This is a genomic window from Streptomyces sp. NPDC004051, assembly GCF_053604275.1.
Genome location: NZ_JBSGHG010000043.1, coordinates 40,661 through 60,592, shown reverse-complemented (window position 1 = coordinate 60,592; position 19,932 = coordinate 40,661). Strand labels below are relative to the sequence as shown.

The window sequence follows — 19,932 nt, the reverse complement described above, 5'->3', positions numbered from 1 at the left end:
GCTTTCCGGGGGAACGTTTGGTGCGTTTCCCTTTCCGGCGGACCCGACTCTATCAGATCTTTTTCTTCGACCTGACCCCCAGTCAGCGGGGTTTGTCTTTCCGGCCGTTGGGCCGTTCCGACGAAGTGAGACTCTAGCGGATTCCTGACTCCCGAGCTAATCGGGGGTCTGCGCCCTTTCGAACGCGGATTCCTCATTCCACGAATAGGCGCACCAATGACATGACGACAGACAGAAGACTGTCGTCGAGCAGTGGTGGTGCTTGTGGAATGGTCGTCCGGGGACCGACCGGAGTCGGTGCTCACGTCGGACAACTCGGAGAACAGTACGGATCACACCGGAGCATGTCAACTCCGCACGTCGATCCGCCCCCACGGACCGCCTCCGGGGCGTAGTCTGGCCCGCATGACCACGCGTACGTACAGCCAGTTCTGGTGGGCCGCCTGACAGCGGCCGTCCTGCGTATGCACTCAACGGCCGCCGCTCAGGCGGCCGTTTTCGTCTCTCCGTCCAGGACTCCGGAGGCGGCCGGCCGAGGTGGCGGGCACGACCGGGAGACGGAGACGGGAAGAGATGACACGGGTTTTCAGCGGGATCAAGCCGACCGGCCATCTGACGCTGGGGAACTACCTGGGGGCCATGCGGCGGTGGGCCGCGGTCGACCAGCACCGGGCGGACTCGGTGTTCTGCGTCGTCGATCTGCACGCACTGACCGTGGACCACGATCCGGCACGGGTACGCAGACTGAGCCGGCAGGCGGCGACGCTGTTGCTGGCCACCGGGCTGGATCCGGAGTCGTGCACCCTGTTCGTGCAGAGCCATGTCGACGAGCACGCCCGTCTGTCGTACCTGCTGGAGTGTGTGGCGACCGACGGCGAGATGCGGCGGATGATCCAGTACAGGGAGAAGGCCGCGCGGGAGCAGCGGCGGGGCGGGAGCGTGCGGCTGTCGCTGCTGACGTACCCCGTGCTGATGGCGGCGGACATCCTGGCGTACGGGACGGACGAGGTGCCCGTGGGTGACGACCAGAGGCAGCACGTGGAGTTGGCGCGGGATCTGGCCGTGCGGTTCAACCAGCGCTACGGGCACACCTTCGTGGTGCCCCGGGCCACGCACCCCGCGGTGGCGGCGCGGGTGATGAACCTGCAGGACCCGACGTCGAAGATGGGGAAGAGCGACGACGTCGGGCCGGGGATCGTCTATCTGCTGGACGAGCCGGACGTGGTGCGGAAGAAGGTCATGCGGGCGGTGACCGACAGCGGGCGGGATGTCGTGTACGACAGGGAGGCTCGGCCGGGAGTGGCGAATCTGCTGGAGATCCTCGCGGCGTGCTCGGGTGGGGACCCGAAGTCGTCGGCCGGTGCGTATGAGTCGTACGGGGCTTTGAAGAAGGACACCGCGGAGGCCGTGGTCGAGGTGTTGCGGCCGGTGCGGGAGAAGCACCGGGAGCTGTGCGCGGATCCCGGCTATGTGGAGCGGGTGCTGCGGGAGGGCGCGGAGCGGGCGAGGGCCATGGCCCGGCCGACCGTGGATGCCGCCCATCGGGCGATCGGGCTGCTCCCGGCGGCCGGGGAGTGACCGAGGGCCGCCCCGCTCGGCGGGGCGGCCACCAGGGGTTCCGGGCTTCTCAGTCCTTGGTGCCGGAGGCCAGCTCGCGGCTGCGGTCGCGGGCGGCCTCGAGGGCCGCGATGAGGGCGGCCCGTACGCCGTGGTTCTCGAGTTCGCGGATGGCGTTGATGGTGGTGCCGGCGGGGGAGGTGACGTTCTCGCGGAGTTTCACCGGGTGCTCGCCGCTGTCGCGGAGCATGGTCGCGGCGCCGATCGCGGACTGGACGATCAGGTCGTGGGCCTTGTCGCGGGGCAGGCCGAGCAGGATGCCGGCGTCGGTCATGGCTTCGACCAGGTAGAAGAAGTACGCCGGGCCGGAGCCGGAGAGGGCGGTGCAGGCGTCCTGCTGGGACTCCGGGACGCGGAGGGTCTTGCCGACGGAACCGAAGATCTCCTCGGCGTGGGCGACGTGTTCGGGTGTGGCGTGGCTGCCGGCGGAGATGACCGACATGGCCTCGTCGACCAAGGCGGGGGTGTTGGTCATGACGCGCACCACCGGGGTGCCGGCGGCGAGGCGCTCCTCGTAGAAGGAGGTGGGGATGCCGGCGGCGCCGCTGATGACGAGGCGGTCGGCGGGGACGTGCGGGGCGAGTTCGTCGAGCAGGGCTGCCATGTCCTGCGGTTTGACCGTGAGGATCAGGGTGTCGGCGGTCTTGGCGGCTTCGAGGTTGGAGACCGGGGTGACTCCGTGGCGGGCGCGGAGTTCGTCGGCCCGTTCCTGTCGGCGGGCGGTGACCAGGAGGTCGGCGGGGGCCCAGCCGCCGCGGATCATTCCGCTGAGCAGGGCTTCACCGATCTTGCCGGTGCCGAGGACTGCGACTTTCTGAGCCATGGCTGGGGGTGCCTTCCGGGGTGTGCGCGTCGTCCTGGTTCATCCTCGCACTCGGGGGGTCCGGGGGTGGGGTGGTGTCCGGTGGGCGGACGGCCGGTCGGTCGGGGGCGAGCCGCCCGGGTGGGCGGCCCGTGGTGTCAGGTCGTCCTGCGTCGCAGGGTCGCCGCGCCCAGGGCGAGGACGAGCAGGCCGCAGCCGGCGACGATCAGGACGTCGCGCACGAAGGCGGTGGTCATGTCGGTGTGCCTGAGGACCTCGTTCATGCCGTCCACGGCGTAGGACATGGGGAGGGCGTCGGAGATGCCCTCGAGGACGGGGTGCATGTTGTGGCGTGCGGTGAAGAGTCCGCAGAGGAGGAGCTGGGGGAAGATCACCGCCGGCATGAACTGGACCGCCTGGAATTCCGAGGCCGCGAAGGCCGAGACGAAGAGGCCGAGGGCCGTGCCGAGGAGGGCGTCGAGCAGGGCCACCAGGAGGAGCAGCCAGGGGCTGCCGACGACGTCGAGGCCCAGGAACCAGACCGCCAGTCCGGTGGCCAGGGCCGACTGGACGATCGCGATCGCGCCGAAGGCGAGGGCGTAGCCGGCGATCAGGTCGCCCTTGCCGAGGGGCATGGCGAGGAGGCGTTCGAGGGTGCCGGAGGTGCGTTCGCGCAGGGTGGCGATGGAGGTGACCAGGAACATCGTGATCAGCGGGAAGATCCCGAGGAGCGAGGCGCCGATGTTGTCGAAGACGCGTGGGCTGCCGTCGAAGACGTAGCGGAGCAGGAGCAGCATCAGGCAGGGGACGAGCAGCATCAGCGCGATCGTGCGCGGGTCGTGGCGGAGCTGGCGCAGGACCCGGGCCGCGGTGGCGAGGGTGCGGGAGGCGTTCAGGGCGCTCGTCGGGGCGGAGGGTCGGGTCGTGGTGCGGGGGGTGCTCATCGTGAGGTCTCCTTCGTGCGGCTCGCCGCGACCGCCGCGTCCACCAGGTGCAGGAAGGCGCCCTCGACGGTCTCGGAGCCGGTGCGGGCGCGGAGCGCGTCGGGGGTGTCGTCGGCGAGGATCTCGCCCGCGCGCATGAGCAGGAGGCGGTGGCAGCGCTCGGCCTCGTCCATGACGTGGGAGGAGATCAGGAGGGTCGCTCCGCGTTCGGCGGCGAGGGTGTGGAAGAGCTGCCAGAGGTCGCGGCGCAGGACCGGGTCGAGGCCGACCGTGGGTTCGTCGAGGACCAGCAGTTCGGGGGTGCCGAGAAGGGCGACGGCCAGGGAGACGCGGCTGCGCTGACCGCCGGAGAGGTTCCCGGCCAGGGCGTCGGCGTGGGTGGTGAGGTCGACGTCGGCGATGGCCCGGGTGACCTCCTCGTGGCGGCGGGCGGCAGCTGCCCGGCCGGGGTCGAGGATCGCGGCGAAGTAGTCGAGGTTCTGGCGGACGGTCAGGTCGTCGTAGACGGAGGGGGCCTGGGTGACGTAGCCGATGCGGGTGCGCAGGGTGGGGTGGCCGGCGGGGTGGCCGAGGACGTCGAGGGTGCCGGTGACCTTGGCCTGGGTGCCGACGACGGCCCGCATCAGGGTCGACTTGCCGCAGCCGGAGGGGCCGAGGAGGCCGGTGACCTGGCCGCGCGGGACGGTGAAGTCGAGGCCGCGCAGGACGGTGCGGGGGCCTCGGACGACGGTGAGGTCCTGGGCGCGGACGGCGGGGGTGTCGCCGTCCGGGCGTGGGGGACCGGAGGAGTAATTCATCATGTGATGAATAATCCTCTCGGGGGCGGGACACGTCAAGCGACGGCGGGCGGGGGCGGCGCGGGCTCGGTGGGTTCGGCGGGTTCGGGCATGCCGAAGGGACGCGCCGGCGCCTGACAGCCGGCCTGTCGAGGTCGTCGAACGCGTCCGAGGGGTTGCCGGGAGGGGGTGGGGCGGGGTCTACGGGCGGCGGCGCTTTTTGGGGTTGCCGGAGCGGCGGGAGATCCGCCTCTCGTACTGCTCGCGGGCCGTCCGGTACTCCTCGCGGTGGAGCTTCTCGCCGGGGGCCTCGGTGAGGGAGCGGAAGAAGTAGGCGAGGAGGGAGCCGACGAAGCCGATGGTGAGCAGACCGCGGAGGGACCGCTGCCGGTCGGGGTCGGGGCGGCGCTTGAACGCCTCCCAGGTGTGTCCGAACGCGAGGGCGCTGCAGACCGCGAACATCCCGACCGCGAGGATCCCGACGAAGCCGCCGACCTCGGCGATCCGAAGGCCCTGATAGGCGAAGCGCAGGAGGAGGCAGGAGACGGCTGCGGCGGCGAGGGAGCCGAGGGCGACGCCGATGCGGCGGGCCGCGTAACCGTTGTCGTGGTCGACCCAGGTCGTGCCGAAGAAGCGGATGGGCTCGGGGCGGGGGCCCGCCGGGGCTCCCGGGGAGCCCGCGGTGCTGTCCGGGATGCCGTTCTCTGCGCTCACGCATCGATTATGGCTCCGGGCGCGCCGCGGGCTCCGGGCGGGCCACGAGGGGCCCCGGGCGGCGTCAGGCGCAGCGCGATGCCACGTAGCCGTCGCTGCCGGTCAGCACGTAGGTGTCCGAGACGTACTCGCCGTTGCCGATGTTGTCCCAGATGTTCGACGTGCCGTACGTGCCCGTCACTGTCTCGCCCGGTGTCTGGCAGTAGATCGCGACGCTGGTTCCGGCGGGCAGGATACGCACGAGGTTGTAGTGCGTGCCCGGACCGCTGCGGACGTTGAGACGGACGCCCGGTGCGACCGGGTAGTAACGGACAGCGGCCTCGGCCGCCGTGCCGAGCACCAGGAGTAATGCTCCGGTGATACCGGCGAGCAGGACGGATCTGCGTCGTTTCAAGGTCATGCGTACTCCTGGGTGATGGGTGGCGATGGCGTCAGGCGCAGCGCGATGCCACGTAGCCGTCGCTGCCTGTTTTCACGTAAGCGTCCGAGACGTACTCGCCGTTGGCGATGTTGTCCCAGATGTTCGACGTGCCGTACGGGCCCGTGACCGTGGTTCCCGGGGACTGGCAGAAGACGGGGACCTTCGCCCCCTCCGCCAGGACGCGGACGACGGTGTACCCGGTGCCCGGACCGCTGCGGACGTTGAGACGGACGCCCGGCGCGACCGGGTAGTAACGCAGGGCCGCCGTGCTGACGGACTCCGTCCCGCTGGTGCCCTCTGCCTCACCGACATGGTCGACCGACATGGAAACCCTCCCCCGTTGTGCACCCCATGACTGTCATGGGGGTCCGTTCCTTCCCCCGAAACACGCCACGCACACCTGTTCATTCATGGAACACGGACACCAGCGAGCCGCCTCGGGCTCGTACGTGTCATCGACTAGGCTCCGTGCGTCGCGCGCGCGAACGAACAGCACGGGGGTGGTTCCATGGCGCCGCAGCGGAACGCCGGAGCGGGCGCGGAAGCGGAACTTCCCGAGTACGCCGGTCACTACCGTCTCGAGTCATGTCTCGGCTCCGGTGGGATGGGCGTGGTGCATCTGGCCCGGAGCACGTCCGGGCTGAAGCTCGCGGTGAAGGTCGTACACGCCCAGCTCGCGCGGGACCGCGAGTTCAGAGGACGTTTCCGGCAGGAGGTGGCGGCTGCCCGGCGGGTGAGCGGCGCCTTCACCGCACCGGTCGTCGACGCCGATCCGGAGGCCGAACGTCCTTGGATGGCAACGCTGTTCATCCCCGGACCGACGCTCGCCGAGCATGTGAAGCGGAACGGCCCGATGCCCTCGCCCCAGTTGCGCAGACTGATGGCCGGACTCGCGGAGGGGCTGCGGGACATCCATCGCGTCGGAGTGGTGCACCGCGATCTGAAGCCCAGCAACGTACTGCTCGCCGAGGACGGGCCGAAGGTCATCGATTTCGGCATCTCTCGGCCAAAGGACAGCGAACTGCGGACCGAGACGGGGAAGTTGATCGGCACCCCGCCCTTCATGGCGCCCGAGCAGTTCCGGCGTCCTCGTGAAGTGGGGCCCTCCGCGGACATCTTCGCGCTCGGTTCGCTCCTGGTGCACGCGGCCACCGGACGCGGGCCGTTCGACTCCGACAGCCCGTACGTCGTCGCCTACCAGGTCGTGCACGACGAGCCCGATCTGACCGGCGTGCCGGAGGGACTCGCCCCGCTGGTGCTGCGCTGCCTGGCCAAGGAACCCGAGGACCGGCCCTCTCCGGACGAGTTGATGCGGGAGCTGCGGTCCGTCGCGGCCTCGTACGACACCCGGGCGTTCCTGGCCGAGGCCTTCGTACCGGCGCAACGGACGGAGCCGACGGCCTCGACGAGCGCCGTACCCGGCCGTCAGGCGGAACCGGAACCCGAAGCACCCGAAGCACCCGAAGCACCCGAAGCAGCGGAGCAGGGCTCCGGGCCCGGGGCGGATGCCGAGGAGCCTCCCGCCGGGCAGGCGGCGGTGCGGCGCTCCGCACGGCCTCGGTCGAGCAAGCGGGCGCTGATCGGGGGCGGGGTGCTCGCCCTCGCCGTCTTCGGCACGTTGTTCTCCGTCCAACTGCTCGGTGACGGACCCCCGGAAAAACGGAGCACCGACGTGCGGACCGCGGCGGCCTCGTTCCAGGCGTGGGAGGTGACACCGTCGGGGAGGCAGAACGCCCCGCAGTGCGCGTACGGAGCCGACCGGCTGTTCTGTGCCCTGCCGGAGCAGGTGTTCGCCCTCGATCCCGACGACGGCGGCACGCTGTGGCGGCACACCGTCGCGCGGACGGACCGGAGCGGGCCACCGATCCTGTCGGGCGGCCTCGTGCAGCCCGCGCTCAACCAGCGCCGCGGCCTGGAGTCGCTCGACCCCGCCTCGGGGAAGCCGGTGTGGAGTCAGGACACCGTCGAGTACCGCGGGCTGGACAGGGCCGGGAGCACACTGCTGCTCACCGGCGACGACGGCACGGTCACCGGCGTGGACGCCGCCTCGGGCGACACCAGGTGGAGCTGCCCGATACCCGGACACGACATGCCGTACTTCGACTCGTTCGCGGGGGATCCGCTCGCATACGCGACGAGCACCTCCGCGGACGGCTCCGGCACACGGGTGACGGCGGTCGATCCGCAGACCGGTGAGGTGCGCTGGGACACGCGGCTGACGGGAACGCTGAAGCCGATCGGCACCATGGACGGTTCGGTCGTCCTCACCTCCGAGGACGCCGTCTACGGCGAGGTGAAGGCCCTCGTCCGCTATGCACCGGGCATCCGGGAGGTGCGACGGGTGGCACTGCCCGCCCCTCTGGCGCAGGTGCAGGGCACCGTGCACGAGGGCGTCGCCCACCTGGCGGGGACCGGCGGCAGGCTCGTGGCCGTCGACATGGGCGCGCTGCGGCAGCGGTGGAGCCTGGAGACCGGCGTGGCCCGTACGTCCGCGCCGGTGGCCGACGGGCGGCATGTCTTCCTCACGGCGCCCGACGGGCGGTTGCTCGCTGTGGATGCGCGGGTGGGGCGCCTCGTCGGGCAGACGGGGCCGCGGATGGCGGATGCCTCCGACCGGGTCGTCGCCGCGCTGCCCCAGCCGGTGCTCGCCGGCGGCCGTGTCTACGCCGCCGCCCCCGACGGCACGGTCTTCGCCGTGGACGGCCGGGACCCGGCCGACTGGTAGGGAGCACCACGCGCGCGTGCCCCGTGGACGAGGGCCACGCGCGCGCGGTGATGTGTGGTCGGGCCGGGGTCAGGCGAGCTTCGAGATGTCCCGCACCGCGCCCTTGTCCGCGCTGGTCGCCATCGCGGCGTACGCCTTCAGGGCCGCCGAGACCTTGCGGTCGCGGTTCTTCGGGGCGTACCGGCCGTTCAGGGCCTCTTCGCGGCGGGCCAGCTCGGCGTCGTCCACCAGGAGCTCGATGGAGCGGTTGGGGATGTCGATGCGGATGCGGTCGCCCTCCTCGACCAGGGCGATGGTGCCGCCCGAGGCCGCCTCCGGGGAGGCGTGGCCGATGGAGAGGCCGGAGGTGCCGCCGGAGAAGCGGCCGTCGGTGATCAGGGCGCAGGCCTTTCCGAGGCCGCGGCTCTTCAGGTACGACGTCGGGTAGAGCATCTCCTGCATGCCGGGACCGCCCTTGGGGCCCTCGTAGCGGATGACGACGACGTCGCCCTCCTCGACCTGCTTGGTGAGGATCTTCTCGACGGCCTCGTCCTGCGACTCGCAGACGACCGCCGGGCCCTCGAAGGTCCAGATGGACTCGTCGACGCCGGCCGTCTTGACCACGCAGCCGTCCACGGCGAGGTTGCCGCGCAGCACCGCCAGGCCGCCGTCCTTGGAGTAGGCGTGCTCGGCGGAGCGGATGCAGCCGCCCTCGGCGTCCTCGTCGAGGGTGTCCCAGCGCTCGGACTGGGAGAAGGCCTCGGCGGAGCGGACACAGCCGGGGGCCGCGTGCCACAGCTCCACCGCCTCCGGGGACGGGGAGCCGCCGCGGATGTCCCAGGTCTTCAGCCAGTCGGCCAGGGACGGGCTGTGGACCGAGTGGACGTCCTCGTTCAGCATGCCCGCGCGGTGCAGTTCGCCGAGCAGGGCGGGGATGCCGCCCGCGCGGTGCACGTCCTCCATGTAGTACGTGCGGTCCTTGGCGACGTTCGGCGCGACCTTGGCCAGGCAGGGGACGCGGCGCGAGAGGGCGTCGATCTCGGTCAGGCCGAACGGGACCTCGGCCTCCTGGGCGGCGGCCAGCAGGTGCAGGATCGTGTTGGTCGAGCCGCCCATGGCGATGTCCAGCGCCATCGCGTTCTCGAACGCGGCGACGGTGGCGATGCCGCGGGGCAGGACCGTCTCGTCGTCCTGCTCGTAGTAGCGGCGGGTGATGTCCATGACCGTGCGGGCGGCGTTCTCGTAGAGCGCCTTGCGGGCCGTGTGGGTGGCGAGGACCGAGCCGTTGCCGGGGAGGGAGAGGCCGATGGCCTCGGTGAGGCAGTTCATCGAGTTTGCGGTGAACATGCCGGAACAGCTGCCGCAGGTCGGGCAGGCGTTCTCCTCGATGCGCAGGACGTCGGCGTCGGAGATCCTGTCGTCGGCGGCGTCCACCATCGCGTCGATCAGGTCCAGCGTGCGGACCGTTCCGTCGACCAGGGTGGCCCGGCCGGCCTCCATCGGGCCGCCGGAGACGAAGACCGTCGGGATGTTCAGCCGCAGGGCGGCGTTGAGCATGCCCGGGGTGATCTTGTCGCAGTTGGAGATGCAGATCAGGGCGTCCGCGCGGTGCGCCTCGACCATGTACTCGACGCTGTCCGCGATCAGGTCGCGGGAGGGGAGGCTGTACAGCATGCCGCCGTGACCCATCGCGATGCCGTCGTCGACGGCGATCGTGTTGAACTCGCGCGGGATGCCGCCGGCCTCGACGACCGCCTCGCTGACGATCCTGCCCACCGGTGCGAGGTGGGTGTGACCGGGGACGAACTCCGTGAAGCTGTTGGCGACGGCGATGATCGGCTTGCGGCCGATGTCCGCGCCAGGTACACCGGAGGCTCGCATCAGGGCGCGGGCGCCCGCCATGTTGCGGCCGTGGGTGACTGTGCGGGACCTCAGCTCGGGCATCGTCGCTCGCTCCTTCAGACCTGTCGGGGTGCCGGCGTCAGAGAGTTCTGACTCCGGTCGAGCGTACGCCGGTCATCCAGGGATCGGGACAGGGTGTCCGGGGTGCGAGACACGTGTCTCAGTGCGGGAGCGGTGGGCCGCGGGTGCGTCAGGGGCCGGTCAGGTGTCCCTGCACCACCGGGGCCACCCGCCTGATGATCTGTTCGGGGTCCGCCGAGGCCAGCGGCTCCACCTTGATCACGTACCGGATCATCGCGATGCCGACCAGCTGGGCGGCGGCGAGCTCGGCGCGCAGCTCCGCGTCCGGCAGGTCGAGCTGTCCCGCGATCCGGCGCAGCAGCTGACCGGCGACCAGACGGCGGAAGACGCCGGCCGCGGTCTCGTTGTTGACGGCGGAGCGGACGATCGCGAGCAGCGGGGCCCGGGTCACCGGGTTCTCCCACAGACCGAAAATCATCCGGGTCATCTGCTCGCCGACCTCCCCGGGGGGCGCGTCGAGGACGGCGTCCCGGCCCTTGAGCGCGGGGGCGAAGGCGACCTCGACGGCCGCCTCGAAGACCTGTTCCTTGGTGCCGAAGTAGTGGTGGACCAGTGCGGAGTCGACTCCGGCCGACTTGGCGATCCCCCGTACGGAGGTCTTCTCGTACCCGCGTTCGGAGAACTCCTCGCGGGCGGCGTCCAGGATGCGGTCGCGGGTGTCGGCCGACTCCGTACGCGGAGGACGGCCGCGGCGCCGGGCGGTACCGCTGCCGCCGCCACCGGGGGACGTGTCCGGGCCGTCGGGCGCGCTGACGCCGGTCATCGCCGCGGCGTCCAGAGCGCCGAGGACCCTGTGGCTTCTGTGACCCCTGCGGTCCCAGTGGCCCCTGTGGTCCCGGTGGACCCGGACGCCAGGTGCAGGCGGGTGAACGCGAGCGCCTCCGCCAGGTCGGCCTCGCGCTCCGCGCTGGACATGGCGCGGCGGGTGTTGACCTCGATGACGACATGGCCGTCGAAGCCGTCGGCCGCGAGGCGCTCCAGCACCTCGGCGCACGGCTGGTCGCCGCGGCCCGGCACGAGGTGCTCGTCCTTGGCCGAACCCCGCCCGTCGGCGAGGTGGACGTGACCGAGGCGGTCGCCCATCCGGTCGAGCATCCCCAGGGCGTCGGTGCGGGCGGTCGAGGCGTGGCTGAGATCGATCGTGAAGTGGCGGTAGTCGTCCTTGGTGACGTCCCAGTCGGGGGCGTAGGCGAGCATCTCGCGGTCGCGGTAGCGCCAGGGGTACATGTTCTCCACGGCGAACCGCACATCCGTCTCGTCCGCCATCCGCCAGACTCCCTCGACGAAGTCACGGGCGTAGTGGCGCTGCCAGCGGAAGGGCGGGTGGACGACGACCGTGGTGGCCCCGAGCCGCTCGGCGGCGGAACGCGCCCGCTGGAGCTTGGTCCAGGGGTCGGTGGACCACACGCGCTGCGTGATGAGCAGGCAGGGGGCGTGCACGGCGAGGACGGGGATGTGGTGGTAGTCGCTGAGTCTGCGCAGCGCCTCGATGTCCTGGCTGACCGGGTCGGTCCACACCATGACCTCGACGCCGTCGTACCCGAGGCGTGCGGCGATCTCGAAGGCCGTCGCCGTCGACTCCGGGTAGACGGAGGCCGTCGACAGAGCGACCTTCGCATCCGGGATGCGCACCGCTGGTTCTGCCACGAGGGACAGCGTACGGGGTGTGTTCGACGGGCGGGACGTGGGCGATGTGCTTCGGCCGGAGCCGTTCGCCCCCGCCGGGACGGCGTGTCCGCAGGGCACGGGCGCTTGTCCGGCGCCCCCGGCCCGCCGGTCCGGGCGTCCGCCGTGTGATCGACCTGACCGAACACGGGTCGCCCCGCGCCCGCCCGCCGCGCGGGCCTCGCTACGCCGGGCCCATGTGGTCCAGGCGGCGCAGTATGACGCCCTCGCGCAGGGCCCAGGGGCAGATCTCCAGGCACTCCACGTCGAACAGGTCCATCGCGGCCTCCGCCACCAGCGCCCCGGCCACCAGCTGGCCCGCGCGGCCCTCGGAGACTCCGGGGAGCCCGGCGCGTTCGGCGGTGGTCATGCCGGACAGCCGCGGCACCCAGCTCTCCAGGGACTGGCGCTTGAGCTCACGCGGGACGTACGGGCCCTCGACGGAGCGGGCGGCGCCCGTGATGCGGGCGAGCTGCCTGAAGGTCTTGGAGGTGGCCACCACCCGGTCGGGCGGGCCGAGGCGGCTGAACTCGCCGACCGTACGGGCGATCTCCGCGCGGACGTGCCGGCGCAGCGCGCGGACGTCGTCCGGGGCCGGCGGGTCGCCGGGCAGCCGGGCGAGGGTGAGACGGCCGGCGCCCAGCGGCAGCGACACCACGGCGTCGGGCTCCTCGTCGAGACCGAAGGCGACCTCCAGGGAACCACCGCCGATGTCGATGACCAGCAGCTTCCCCGCCGACCAGCCGAACCAGCGACGGGCGGCGAGGAAGGTGAGCCGGGCCTCCTCCGCACCGGTGAGGACCTGCAGCTTGACGCCGGTCTCCTCACGCACGCGCGCCAGGACGTCCTCGGCGTTGCGGGCGTCACGCACCGCCGACGTCGCGAACGGCAGCAGCTCCTCGACGCCTTTGTCCTCGGCGGCCCGAAGCGCTTCCCGGACGACCGAGACCAGCAGGTCCGCCCCCTCGGCGCCGATCGCTCCGTCGGCGTCCAGCAACCGGGCGAGGCGCAGCTCAGCCTTGTGCGAGTGGGCGGGCAGCGGGCACGCCCCGGGGTGCGCGTCCACCACCAGCAGATGCACCGTGTTCGAGCCCACGTCGAGGACACCGAGTCTCATGTACGGCACGCTACTGCCCGCCGGACGGCGTGGACCCCGCTCCGCGGAACTCGAGCCGGTGCCGGGGAGTGAGATGGGCGACTTACCCTGGACGGGTGCCAAAGACGAAAAAGGCGAAAACCGAGAATGCCGAGAATGCCGAGAAGACGGACATGAAGGCCAAGAAGGTCAAAAAGGTCGCCGGTCCTTCCCGGGTTCCGTCGGATGTTCCGCCGAACGACGAGAAGGGCCTCGACTTCGCGCGGGCATGGGTGGAGTTCCCCGACCCGGCCGACGACGAGCAGGTCTTCCGCTGCGATCTGACCTGGCTGACCTCTCGCTGGAACTGCGTTTTCGGCAGCGGCTGCCAGGGCATCCAGGCGGGCCGCGCGGACGACGGATGCTGCACCCTGGGCGCGCACTTCTCGGAGGAGGACGACGAGAAGCGGGTTGCGGGGCACGTGGCGCGGCTCACCCCGGACATCTGGCAGCACCACGCCGAGGGCACCCGGAACGGCTGGGTCTCCGAGGACGAGGACGGCGACCGGCAGACCCGGCCGTTCCAGGGCTCGTGCATCTTCCAGAACCGGCCGGGCTTCGCCGGTGGCATGGGCTGCTCGCTGCACATCCTCGCCCTGAAGGAGGGGCGCGAGCCGCTGGAGACCAAGCCGGACGTGTGCTGGCAGCTTCCGATCCGGCGGACCTACGACTGGATCGACCGGCCCGACGACACGCGCGTGCTGCAGGTCTCCATCGGTGAGTACGACCGCCGCGGCTGGGGTCCGGGCGGCCACGACCTGCACTGGTGGTGCACATCGGCGACCTCGGCGCACGGCGCGGGCGATCCCGTGTACGTCTCCTACCGGGCGGAGCTGACCGAGCTGATGGGCAAGGCCGGCTACGACCGGCTGGTCGAGCTGTGCGAGGAACGGCTGGCCTCGCGGTTGCCGCTGGTGGCACCGCATCCGGCGGACCCCGCCTGATCCTCGCCACCTCTCCCGGGCGCCGGGCCTGCGGCACGGCGCCCGCGGAACACACGGTGCACGCGTCAGGGCGCGGGCGGGCTCGCGCTGCCGCCGGACACCGGACGGGGACGCCGAGTCCGCCGGGGCGGTGGGCTCCGGAGCGGTGCTTCAGAGCGAAGGGCGAAGGGGTCCGCTCGAACGGTGCACGCGTCAGGGCGCGGGCGGGGACGCCGAGTCCGCCGGGGCGGTTGAGAACGGATCGGTCGAGGCCGGGTCGCTCGGTGTCGGGTCGGTGGGCTCCGGGGCGGTCGGCTCCGGGGCGGGGGACGAGGGGGGTCCGCTCGGGTCGGGCTCCGACGGGGACGGTGCGGTGGGCGTCGGTTCCGGGGCCTGGGAGGACGGCGGCGGTCCCCCCGGCTCGCCGGAGCCCGGAGGAGAGGCGCTCGGGGAGCCGGGGTGCGCGGATCCCGGGCTTCCGGGACGACCGGAGTGCCCCCCGCCGGGGGCGGAGGGGGTGGGGGCCGGGCCGTGGCCCTCGATGGTCACCACGGCGCCGGCGGGTGAGACCGCCACCCGCGCGCTCCAGCGGCCGGACGGCTCGCGCAACTGGTCGACGTACACCCTGATCGTCAACGACCGGCCCGGCCGGAGCGTCCCCGACGACTGGCTCAGGTACAGCCAGGACACACCCGTCGACGCGGACCAGCGGACCGGGGCGGAGCCCCTGGCGGTCAGCGTGATCAGCGTGGTGTCACCGCTGTGACCGGCCGTGACGCCCAGTGCGGCGGCGCCCGTACGGCCGGTCCCGGCGACCCCGGCGACACCGACGACCTCCACGGACACGTCGCCCTCCTTGCCGTTCCCGCCCGCCTTGTCCTTCTTGCCGAAGGGGCCGCCCGGCCGGGTGCTGGCGTTGCCGGCGTTCTCGTAGCCGCCCGCCCCTTCGCCGTCGAGGTCGACGGGCATGTCGGCCTCCCGCGCGGAGGCGGAGCGGCCGTCCCCGGCCTCGCCGACCGGGGTGCCCCGGTAGGCGGCCCACAGTGCGAGCACGGGGGCCGCGACGACGGTGGCGACGACGGTCGTCGTGACGGCACGCGTGCGCAGCCGCTCTCTTCGCGCGACCCGGTCCTTGGGATCCATCGGGAAGCCGCGCCGGTCGAAGCGGGGCGCGGCACCACGCGCGCGCCGCTGCCGCGCCATCGCCGCGCGCAGGGCGGCGTCGGGAACCGCCAGGACCGGCAGTTCGTCGGGGGTGACGCCGGTGCCGGGCCAGCGGCCGGGGACGGCGTGCTCGGCGGTGCGGCGGCAGCGCGGGCAGTCGTCGACGTGCCGGACGAGTTCGCGGCGCAGCGTGCTGCTGAGCACGAGCCGGTTGTCGCCGGTGAGGTGCGCCACGCCCCGGCAGGCACCGGCCTCGACGACGGCGAGCGCCGCGCGGGTGCGTTCGACCTCGCAGGCGGCGGAGGCGAGCAGCTCGCGGGCGGCGGCGGGTTCCATGCCGAGCACGGCGGCGACCTCGTGGGCGCCGAGGTGGTGGCGGACGGCGAGTTCGAGCGCCTCGCGCTGCTCCGGCGTGGTGCCCGCGGCCTCCGGCCAGGCCAGCAGGGCCAGCTCACCGCGCCGCTCCTCCCGGACCTCCTCGGAGACGGCCGGGGCGGTGGCGGTCCGGTCCGGTCGTCTCCGGCCGCCGCGGCCCGCCGCCCGGGTGACCTGCCGTTCCTGTCGGGCCTCGGTCAGCTTGCGCAGACACGCCCAGCGGGCCAGCGCGTACAGCCAGGCCCTGCGGTCCCCGGCCGCGTCCGGCCCCTGCCGGCCGCGGCGCTCCGCGAGCGTGAGGACCTCGGCGAGGGCGGCGGTCGCCGCGTCGTGGTCGCACAGCACGGACAGGCAGTAGGTGAACAGGCCGTCCAGGTACGGTTCGTGGCATACCGGCGGCCGGTGCGCCAGCGTGCGGGCGGCCCCCAGGTCGCGCACCTCCCGGTGCGCCCGGTGTACGCCGGTCATGCGGGTCGGGATCTCCGGGCCACTGCTCATCATTCGGCGACCGTAGGCGGCCTGAGGTGGCCCCTTCCGGAGCCCTGAGCAGTTTTAATCCGTACGGGTGAAACGATCCCTCAATCGGGGACAGGAACCTTTCGCCGCACGGCCGGCGTGGGTCCCGTCCGGTGGGCTCCGGTCCCCGTTGTCAGTGGCGGGGGCTACCGTTTCGACCATGGCTGCCCGTACCAAGACCACCAAGGACCGACCGTCCTACCGCTGCACCGAGTGCGGCTGGCAGACGGCGAAGTGGCTCGGCCGCTGCCCCGAGTGCCAGGCCTGGGGGACGGTCGAGGAGTACGGCGTGCCCGCGGTCCGTACGACGTCCCCGGGGCGGGTCACCACCTCCGCCCTGCCCATCGGCCAGGTCGACGGCCGGCAGGCCACGGCCCGCTCCACCGGCGTCCCCGAGCTGGACCGGGTGCTCGGCGGCGGGCTGGTCCCGGGCGCCGTCGTCCTCGTCGCGGGCGAGCCGGGCGTCGGCAAGTCCACGCTCCTGCTGGACGTCGCGGCCAAGTCGGCGAGCGACGAGCACCGCACGCTCTACGTGACGGGCGAGGAGTCGGCGAGCCAGGTCCGGCTGCGGGCCGACCGCATCCACGCCATCGACGACCACCTGTACCTCGCCGCCGAGACGGACCTGTCCGCCGTGCTCGGCCACCTCGACGCGGTGAAGCCGTCCCTGCTGATCCTCGACTCGGTGCAGACGGTCGCCTCCCCGGAGATCGACGGGGCGCCGGGCGGCATGGCCCAGGTCCGCGAGGTGGCCGGCGCGCTGATCCGGGCCTCCAAGGACCGCGGGATGTCCACCCTCCTGGTGGGCCACGTCACCAAGGACGGCGCGATCGCGGGCCCGCGGCTGCTGGAGCACCTGGTGGACGTGGTCCTGAGCTTCGAGGGCGACCGGCACGCGCGCCTGCGCCTGGTCCGGGGCGTCAAGAACCGCTACGGCACGACCGACGAGGTCGGCTGCTTCGAACTGCACGACGAGGGCATCACGGGCCTGGCCGACCCCAGCGGGCTGTTCCTCACCCGCCGTGCGGAGCCGGTCCCGGGCACCTGTCTGACGGTGACGCTGGAGGGCCGCCGCCCCCTGGTCGCCGAGGTGCAGGCGCTCACGGTCGACTCGCAGATCCCCTCCCCCCGCCGCACCACGTCCGGACTGGAGACCTCGCGCGTCTCGATGATGCTCGCGGTCCTCGAACAGCGCGGCCGCATCAGCGCCTTGGGCAAGCGCGACATCTACTCCGCGACGGTCGGCGGGGTGAAGCTCTCCGAACCGGCGGCGGATCTGGCCGTCGCGCTCGCCCTGGCGTCGGCGGCGAGCGACACCCCGTTGCCCAAGAACCTGGTCGCGATCGGCGAGGTCGGCCTCGCGGGCGAGGTGAGGCGGGTCACGGGCGTTCAGCGCAGACTCTCCGAGGCGCACCGCCTGGGCTTCACGCACGCGCTCGTGCCGGGCGATCCGGGCAAAATCCCGTCAGGAATGAAGGTTCTGGAAGTCGCGGACATAGGGGACGCCCTGCGCGTCCTTCCTCGCTCCCGTCGCCGAGAGGCCCCACGGGACGAGGAGGACCGCCGGTAGACTTTGCCCTGGTCTCGCCCGTCCGTACGAACCGAGTGCGGTCAGGGTCTCTCGTGTGGACCAGGCCGGATCAGGGAGCGGGACCCGGTGCGTGCATCTGTAAGGCGGAGGTGGGGGTCCCCCCGGCCGAAGGCTGGGGGCGGAGTCATGGCGGAGCCATGGCGACCGACGACAACGCCGCAGATGTGCGTGCCGGGGCACGCGAGCCCGGCCTGGTCCACACGAGAGACCCAGAACGGGGGCGCCCCAGACATCGCGACCGGAGGAGTGCAGTGGCAGCCAACGACCGGGCAGCAGCTCCCGGAAAGTCCGGCGGGAGCGCCGGTTCCGATCGCCAGATGCGCGCCTCGCTGAGTGCCGTGGCACCCGGTACCGCCCTCCGTGACGGTCTGGAGCGCGTACTGAGGGGCAACACCGGTGGTCTCATCGTGCTCGGTTCGGACAAGACCGTCGAGACGCTGTGCAGTGGCGGCTTCGTCCTGGACGTCGAGTTCACCGCGACCCGGCTGCGCGAGCTGTGCAAGCTGGACGGCGGCATCGTCCTGTCGTCCGATCTGTCGAAGATCCTCCGGGCCGGCGTCCAGCTGGTGCCGGACCCGACGATCCCGACCGAGGAGACCGGCACCAGGCACCGCACCGCCGACCGCGTCTCCAAGCAGGTCGGCTTCCCGGTCGTCTCGGTCTCCCAGTCGATGCGCCTGATCGCGCTGTACGTCGACGGCCACCGCCGCGTCCTGGAGGACTCGGCGGCGATCCTGTCCCGCGCCAACCAGGCGCTCGCGACGCTGGAGCGCTACAAGCTCCGCCTCGACGAGGTCGCCGGCACCCTGTCGGCGCTGGAGATCGAGGACCTGGTGACCGTGCGGGACGTGTCGGCGGTCGCGCAGCGGCTGGAGATGGTGCGCCGCATCGCCACCGAGATCACCGAATACGTGGTCGAGCTGGGCACCGACGGCCGTCTCCTCTCCCTCCAGCTCGACGAGTTGATCGCGGGAGTGGAACCGGAGCGCGAGCTGGTCGTGCGGGACTACGTCCCCGAGCCCACCGCCAAGCGTTCACGCACCGTCGACCAGGCCCTGCACGAGCTGAACGCGCTCCCCCAGGCCGAGCTCCTGGAGCTGTCGACGGTGGCCCGCGCCCTGGGGTACACCGGATCCCCCGAGACACTGGACTCGGCGGTCTCCCCGCGCGGCTTTCGGCTGCTGGCCAAGGTGCCGAGGCTGCCCGGCGCGATCATCGACCGCCTGGTGGAGCACTTCGGCGGCCTGCAGAAGCTGCTCGCCGCCAGCGTGGACGACCTCCAGACGGTGGACGGCGTCGGCGAGGCCCGCGCCCGCAGCGTCCGGGAGGGCCTGTCGAGGCTGGCGGAGAGTTCGATCCTGGAGCGGTACGTCTAGCGGTCGGCCCGACCCGGCCCGGTCCGCTTCCGGCCGCTCCGGGTCCCGCCCGCTCCGGTCCGGGTGAGCCTCAGGCGCTCTCCAGCACGAAGGACGTCTGCACCTTCGCGAACCCCGGCGCCTTCGCCTCCACCAGGTACGTACCGGCCTTCGCCGACCCGGCCGGTGGCGTCGCGCACTGCGCGGCGCTCGGCTTGCGGTCCCACTTCACGCCGTAGGTGATGCTGTCGCCGGCGGGGACCCGGAAGACGAGGCTCCCCGGGCCCTTCGGGCAGTCGTCCGAAGCCCAGTACGGCTCGTCGCCGTCCGCCTGAGTGATCGTCAACACCGTGCTCTTCGGCCCGAGGTCGACCTTGCAGTCGCTGCCGGAGATGTTCCGCGCGGTCAGCCGGAAGGCGGGCTTCGCGTCGGGATCGTAGGCGTTGCGGACGCTGCGCAGACTGAACTTCACCGCGCTCGGGGCGCAGTCGGGCAGTCCGGACCCGGCCGGCAGCGCGTCACCCGCGCCGACCCCCGCCGAGGCGCCGCCTTCGGAGCCGTCGGCGTCACCGCCGTCGGCGTCGCCACCGGCACCGTCGCCGCCACCGCCGTCCGAGCCGCCGCCGGAGTCCCCGGGGTCGCCGTTCGCCCCGTCGTCCTCATCACCGCTCCCGGACGAGGAGCCGCCCGAGTCCTCACCGCCCGACTCGTCCCGTCCGCCCGGCGCCTGACTGATCGCCGGCCCCGAACTCGACGGTCCCGGAGTGATGGTGGACGGCGCGGGATTCTTGCCGTTGGCCCCGTTGTCGTGTCCGCCGTCGCCCCCGTCGCCGGAGACCACGATCCAGGTGACGAGCAACGCCGACACCACCAGCAGGGACAGCAGTACTGCCCTCCTACGCCAATAGATGGAGGAGGGAAGCGGCCCGACCGGATTGCGCAGAGATCCCACGGCGCAAACTGTACGAGAGATCCGGGCCGTCACCGGCCCCACCCGCCGCCAAGAGCCACAACTTTTCCGGATCATCATCCCGGAAACCGCCCGCTGCTGCCGTTCCCCGCCGGGAGCGGCGCGCGATGATCGCACGGCGTGACCGTTTCCGCATCCTGTGCACGATCCGTGACCGCGGGCTTCGCGGGCGGCGAACGGCACCGTCGACGCGGCACTCCGGCCCACGCGTTCGCGATCGTGTCCCTTGCACCTCTGGCCAGAGCCCTGTCGCCCGCTTGACGGGGTGGCGGAGCGC

The 19,932-nt window shown here is 72.2% G+C and carries 17 protein-coding genes; 5 read left to right on the top strand and 12 right to left on the bottom strand.

Annotation, left to right across the window (positions count from 1 at the left end):
- The first annotated feature begins 573 nt into the window (after nucleotides 1-573).
- Entirely contained in the window at nucleotides 574-1,578 is a 1,005-nt protein-coding gene (gene trpS / locus ACWEQO_RS30370; RefSeq protein WP_452985951.1) for a tryptophan--tRNA ligase, read from the top strand.
- Nucleotides 1,579-1,627: 49 nt separating this feature from the next.
- Here trpS and proC read toward each other — a convergent pair whose 3' ends face one another.
- The 6 genes from proC to ACWEQO_RS30340 form a co-directional block, all read right to left on the bottom strand.
- Nucleotides 1,628-2,440, bottom strand: coding sequence for a pyrroline-5-carboxylate reductase (gene proC, locus ACWEQO_RS30365; RefSeq protein ID WP_361459968.1), 813 nt, complete (start codon nucleotides 2,438-2,440; stop codon nucleotides 1,628-1,630).
- Between the two features lie 137 nt (nucleotides 2,441-2,577).
- A complete protein-coding gene (locus tag ACWEQO_RS30360) occupies nucleotides 2,578-3,363 on the bottom strand; it encodes an ABC transporter permease (RefSeq protein ID WP_361459969.1) in 786 nt (261 codons plus the stop codon).
- Nucleotides 3,360-4,163, bottom strand: coding sequence for an ABC transporter ATP-binding protein (locus tag ACWEQO_RS30355; protein WP_452985950.1), 804 nt, complete (start codon nucleotides 4,161-4,163; stop codon nucleotides 3,360-3,362). The genes ACWEQO_RS30360 and ACWEQO_RS30355 overlap by 4 nt, the downstream gene beginning before the upstream one ends.
- A 177-nt stretch (nucleotides 4,164-4,340) precedes the next feature.
- On the bottom strand, nucleotides 4,341-4,853 hold the full coding sequence (locus tag ACWEQO_RS30350) for an EamA/RhaT family transporter (RefSeq protein ID WP_361459971.1): 513 nt from the start codon (nucleotides 4,851-4,853) through the stop codon (nucleotides 4,341-4,343).
- A 64-nt stretch (nucleotides 4,854-4,917) separates the two neighbouring features.
- On the bottom strand, nucleotides 4,918-5,253 hold the full coding sequence (locus ACWEQO_RS30345; protein ID WP_361459972.1) for a hypothetical protein: 336 nt from the start codon (nucleotides 5,251-5,253) through the stop codon (nucleotides 4,918-4,920).
- 31 nt (nucleotides 5,254-5,284) lie between these two features.
- On the bottom strand, nucleotides 5,285-5,599 hold the full coding sequence (locus ACWEQO_RS30340) for an SH3 domain-containing protein (RefSeq protein WP_361459973.1): 315 nt from the start codon (nucleotides 5,597-5,599) through the stop codon (nucleotides 5,285-5,287).
- Nucleotides 5,600-5,782: 183 nt separating this feature from the next.
- Here ACWEQO_RS30340 and ACWEQO_RS30335 point away from each other — a divergent pair, with 183 nt between their 5' ends.
- Nucleotides 5,783-7,999 carry a serine/threonine-protein kinase gene (locus ACWEQO_RS30335; RefSeq protein WP_452985949.1) on the top strand — a complete coding sequence of 739 codons (2,217 nt, stop codon included), beginning with the start codon at nucleotides 5,783-5,785 and terminating at the stop codon, nucleotides 7,997-7,999.
- Nucleotides 8,000-8,068: 69 nt separating this feature from the next.
- On the opposite strand, the gene ilvD is transcribed toward ACWEQO_RS30335, so the two are convergent.
- The 4 genes from ilvD to ACWEQO_RS30315 all read right to left on the bottom strand — a co-directional run bounded on the left by ilvD (nucleotide 8,069) and on the right by ACWEQO_RS30315 (nucleotide 12,743).
- Entirely contained in the window at nucleotides 8,069-9,922 is a 1,854-nt protein-coding gene (ilvD, locus tag ACWEQO_RS30330) for a dihydroxy-acid dehydratase (protein ID WP_361459975.1), read from the bottom strand.
- Between the two features lie 148 nt (nucleotides 9,923-10,070).
- A complete protein-coding gene (locus ACWEQO_RS30325) occupies nucleotides 10,071-10,724 on the bottom strand; it encodes a TetR/AcrR family transcriptional regulator (RefSeq protein WP_452985948.1) in 654 nt (217 codons plus the stop codon).
- Nucleotides 10,721-11,608: a sugar phosphate isomerase/epimerase family protein gene (locus tag ACWEQO_RS30320; protein ID WP_452985947.1), complete on the bottom strand. Its 888-nt coding sequence runs from the start codon at nucleotides 11,606-11,608 to the stop codon at nucleotides 10,721-10,723. The genes ACWEQO_RS30325 and ACWEQO_RS30320 overlap by 4 nt, the downstream gene beginning before the upstream one ends.
- Before the next feature lie 202 nt (nucleotides 11,609-11,810).
- Nucleotides 11,811-12,743, bottom strand: a complete 933-nt coding sequence (locus tag ACWEQO_RS30315) for a Ppx/GppA phosphatase family protein (protein WP_452985946.1) — start codon at nucleotides 12,741-12,743, stop codon at nucleotides 11,811-11,813.
- A gap of 95 nt (nucleotides 12,744-12,838) precedes the next feature.
- Here ACWEQO_RS30315 and ACWEQO_RS30310 point away from each other — a divergent pair, with 95 nt between their 5' ends.
- Nucleotides 12,839-13,705, top strand: a complete 867-nt coding sequence (locus ACWEQO_RS30310; protein ID WP_361459982.1) for a hypothetical protein — start codon at nucleotides 12,839-12,841, stop codon at nucleotides 13,703-13,705.
- Nucleotides 13,706-13,897: 192 nt separating this feature from the next.
- Here ACWEQO_RS30310 and ACWEQO_RS30305 read toward each other — a convergent pair whose 3' ends face one another.
- Nucleotides 13,898-15,724: a BACON domain-containing protein gene (locus tag ACWEQO_RS30305; protein ID WP_452985945.1), complete on the bottom strand. Its 1,827-nt coding sequence runs from the start codon at nucleotides 15,722-15,724 to the stop codon at nucleotides 13,898-13,900.
- A gap of 175 nt (nucleotides 15,725-15,899) precedes the next feature.
- Between ACWEQO_RS30305 and radA the strand changes: the two genes are divergently transcribed.
- Together radA and disA are read left to right on the top strand one after the other, a co-directional pair.
- Nucleotides 15,900-17,309 (top strand): DNA repair protein RadA, encoded by a 1,410-nt coding sequence (gene radA, locus ACWEQO_RS30300; RefSeq protein WP_361459985.1) that lies wholly within the window; start codon nucleotides 15,900-15,902, stop codon nucleotides 17,307-17,309.
- 272 nt (nucleotides 17,310-17,581) lie between these two features.
- Nucleotides 17,582-18,706, top strand: a complete 1,125-nt coding sequence (gene disA / locus ACWEQO_RS30295) for a DNA integrity scanning diadenylate cyclase DisA (RefSeq protein WP_361459987.1) — start codon at nucleotides 17,582-17,584, stop codon at nucleotides 18,704-18,706.
- 70 nt (nucleotides 18,707-18,776) lie between these two features.
- Here disA and ACWEQO_RS30290 read toward each other — a convergent pair whose 3' ends face one another.
- Nucleotides 18,777-19,637, bottom strand: coding sequence for a hypothetical protein (locus tag ACWEQO_RS30290; protein ID WP_452985944.1), 861 nt, complete (start codon nucleotides 19,635-19,637; stop codon nucleotides 18,777-18,779).
- Nucleotides 19,638-19,932 lie beyond the last annotated feature (295 nt).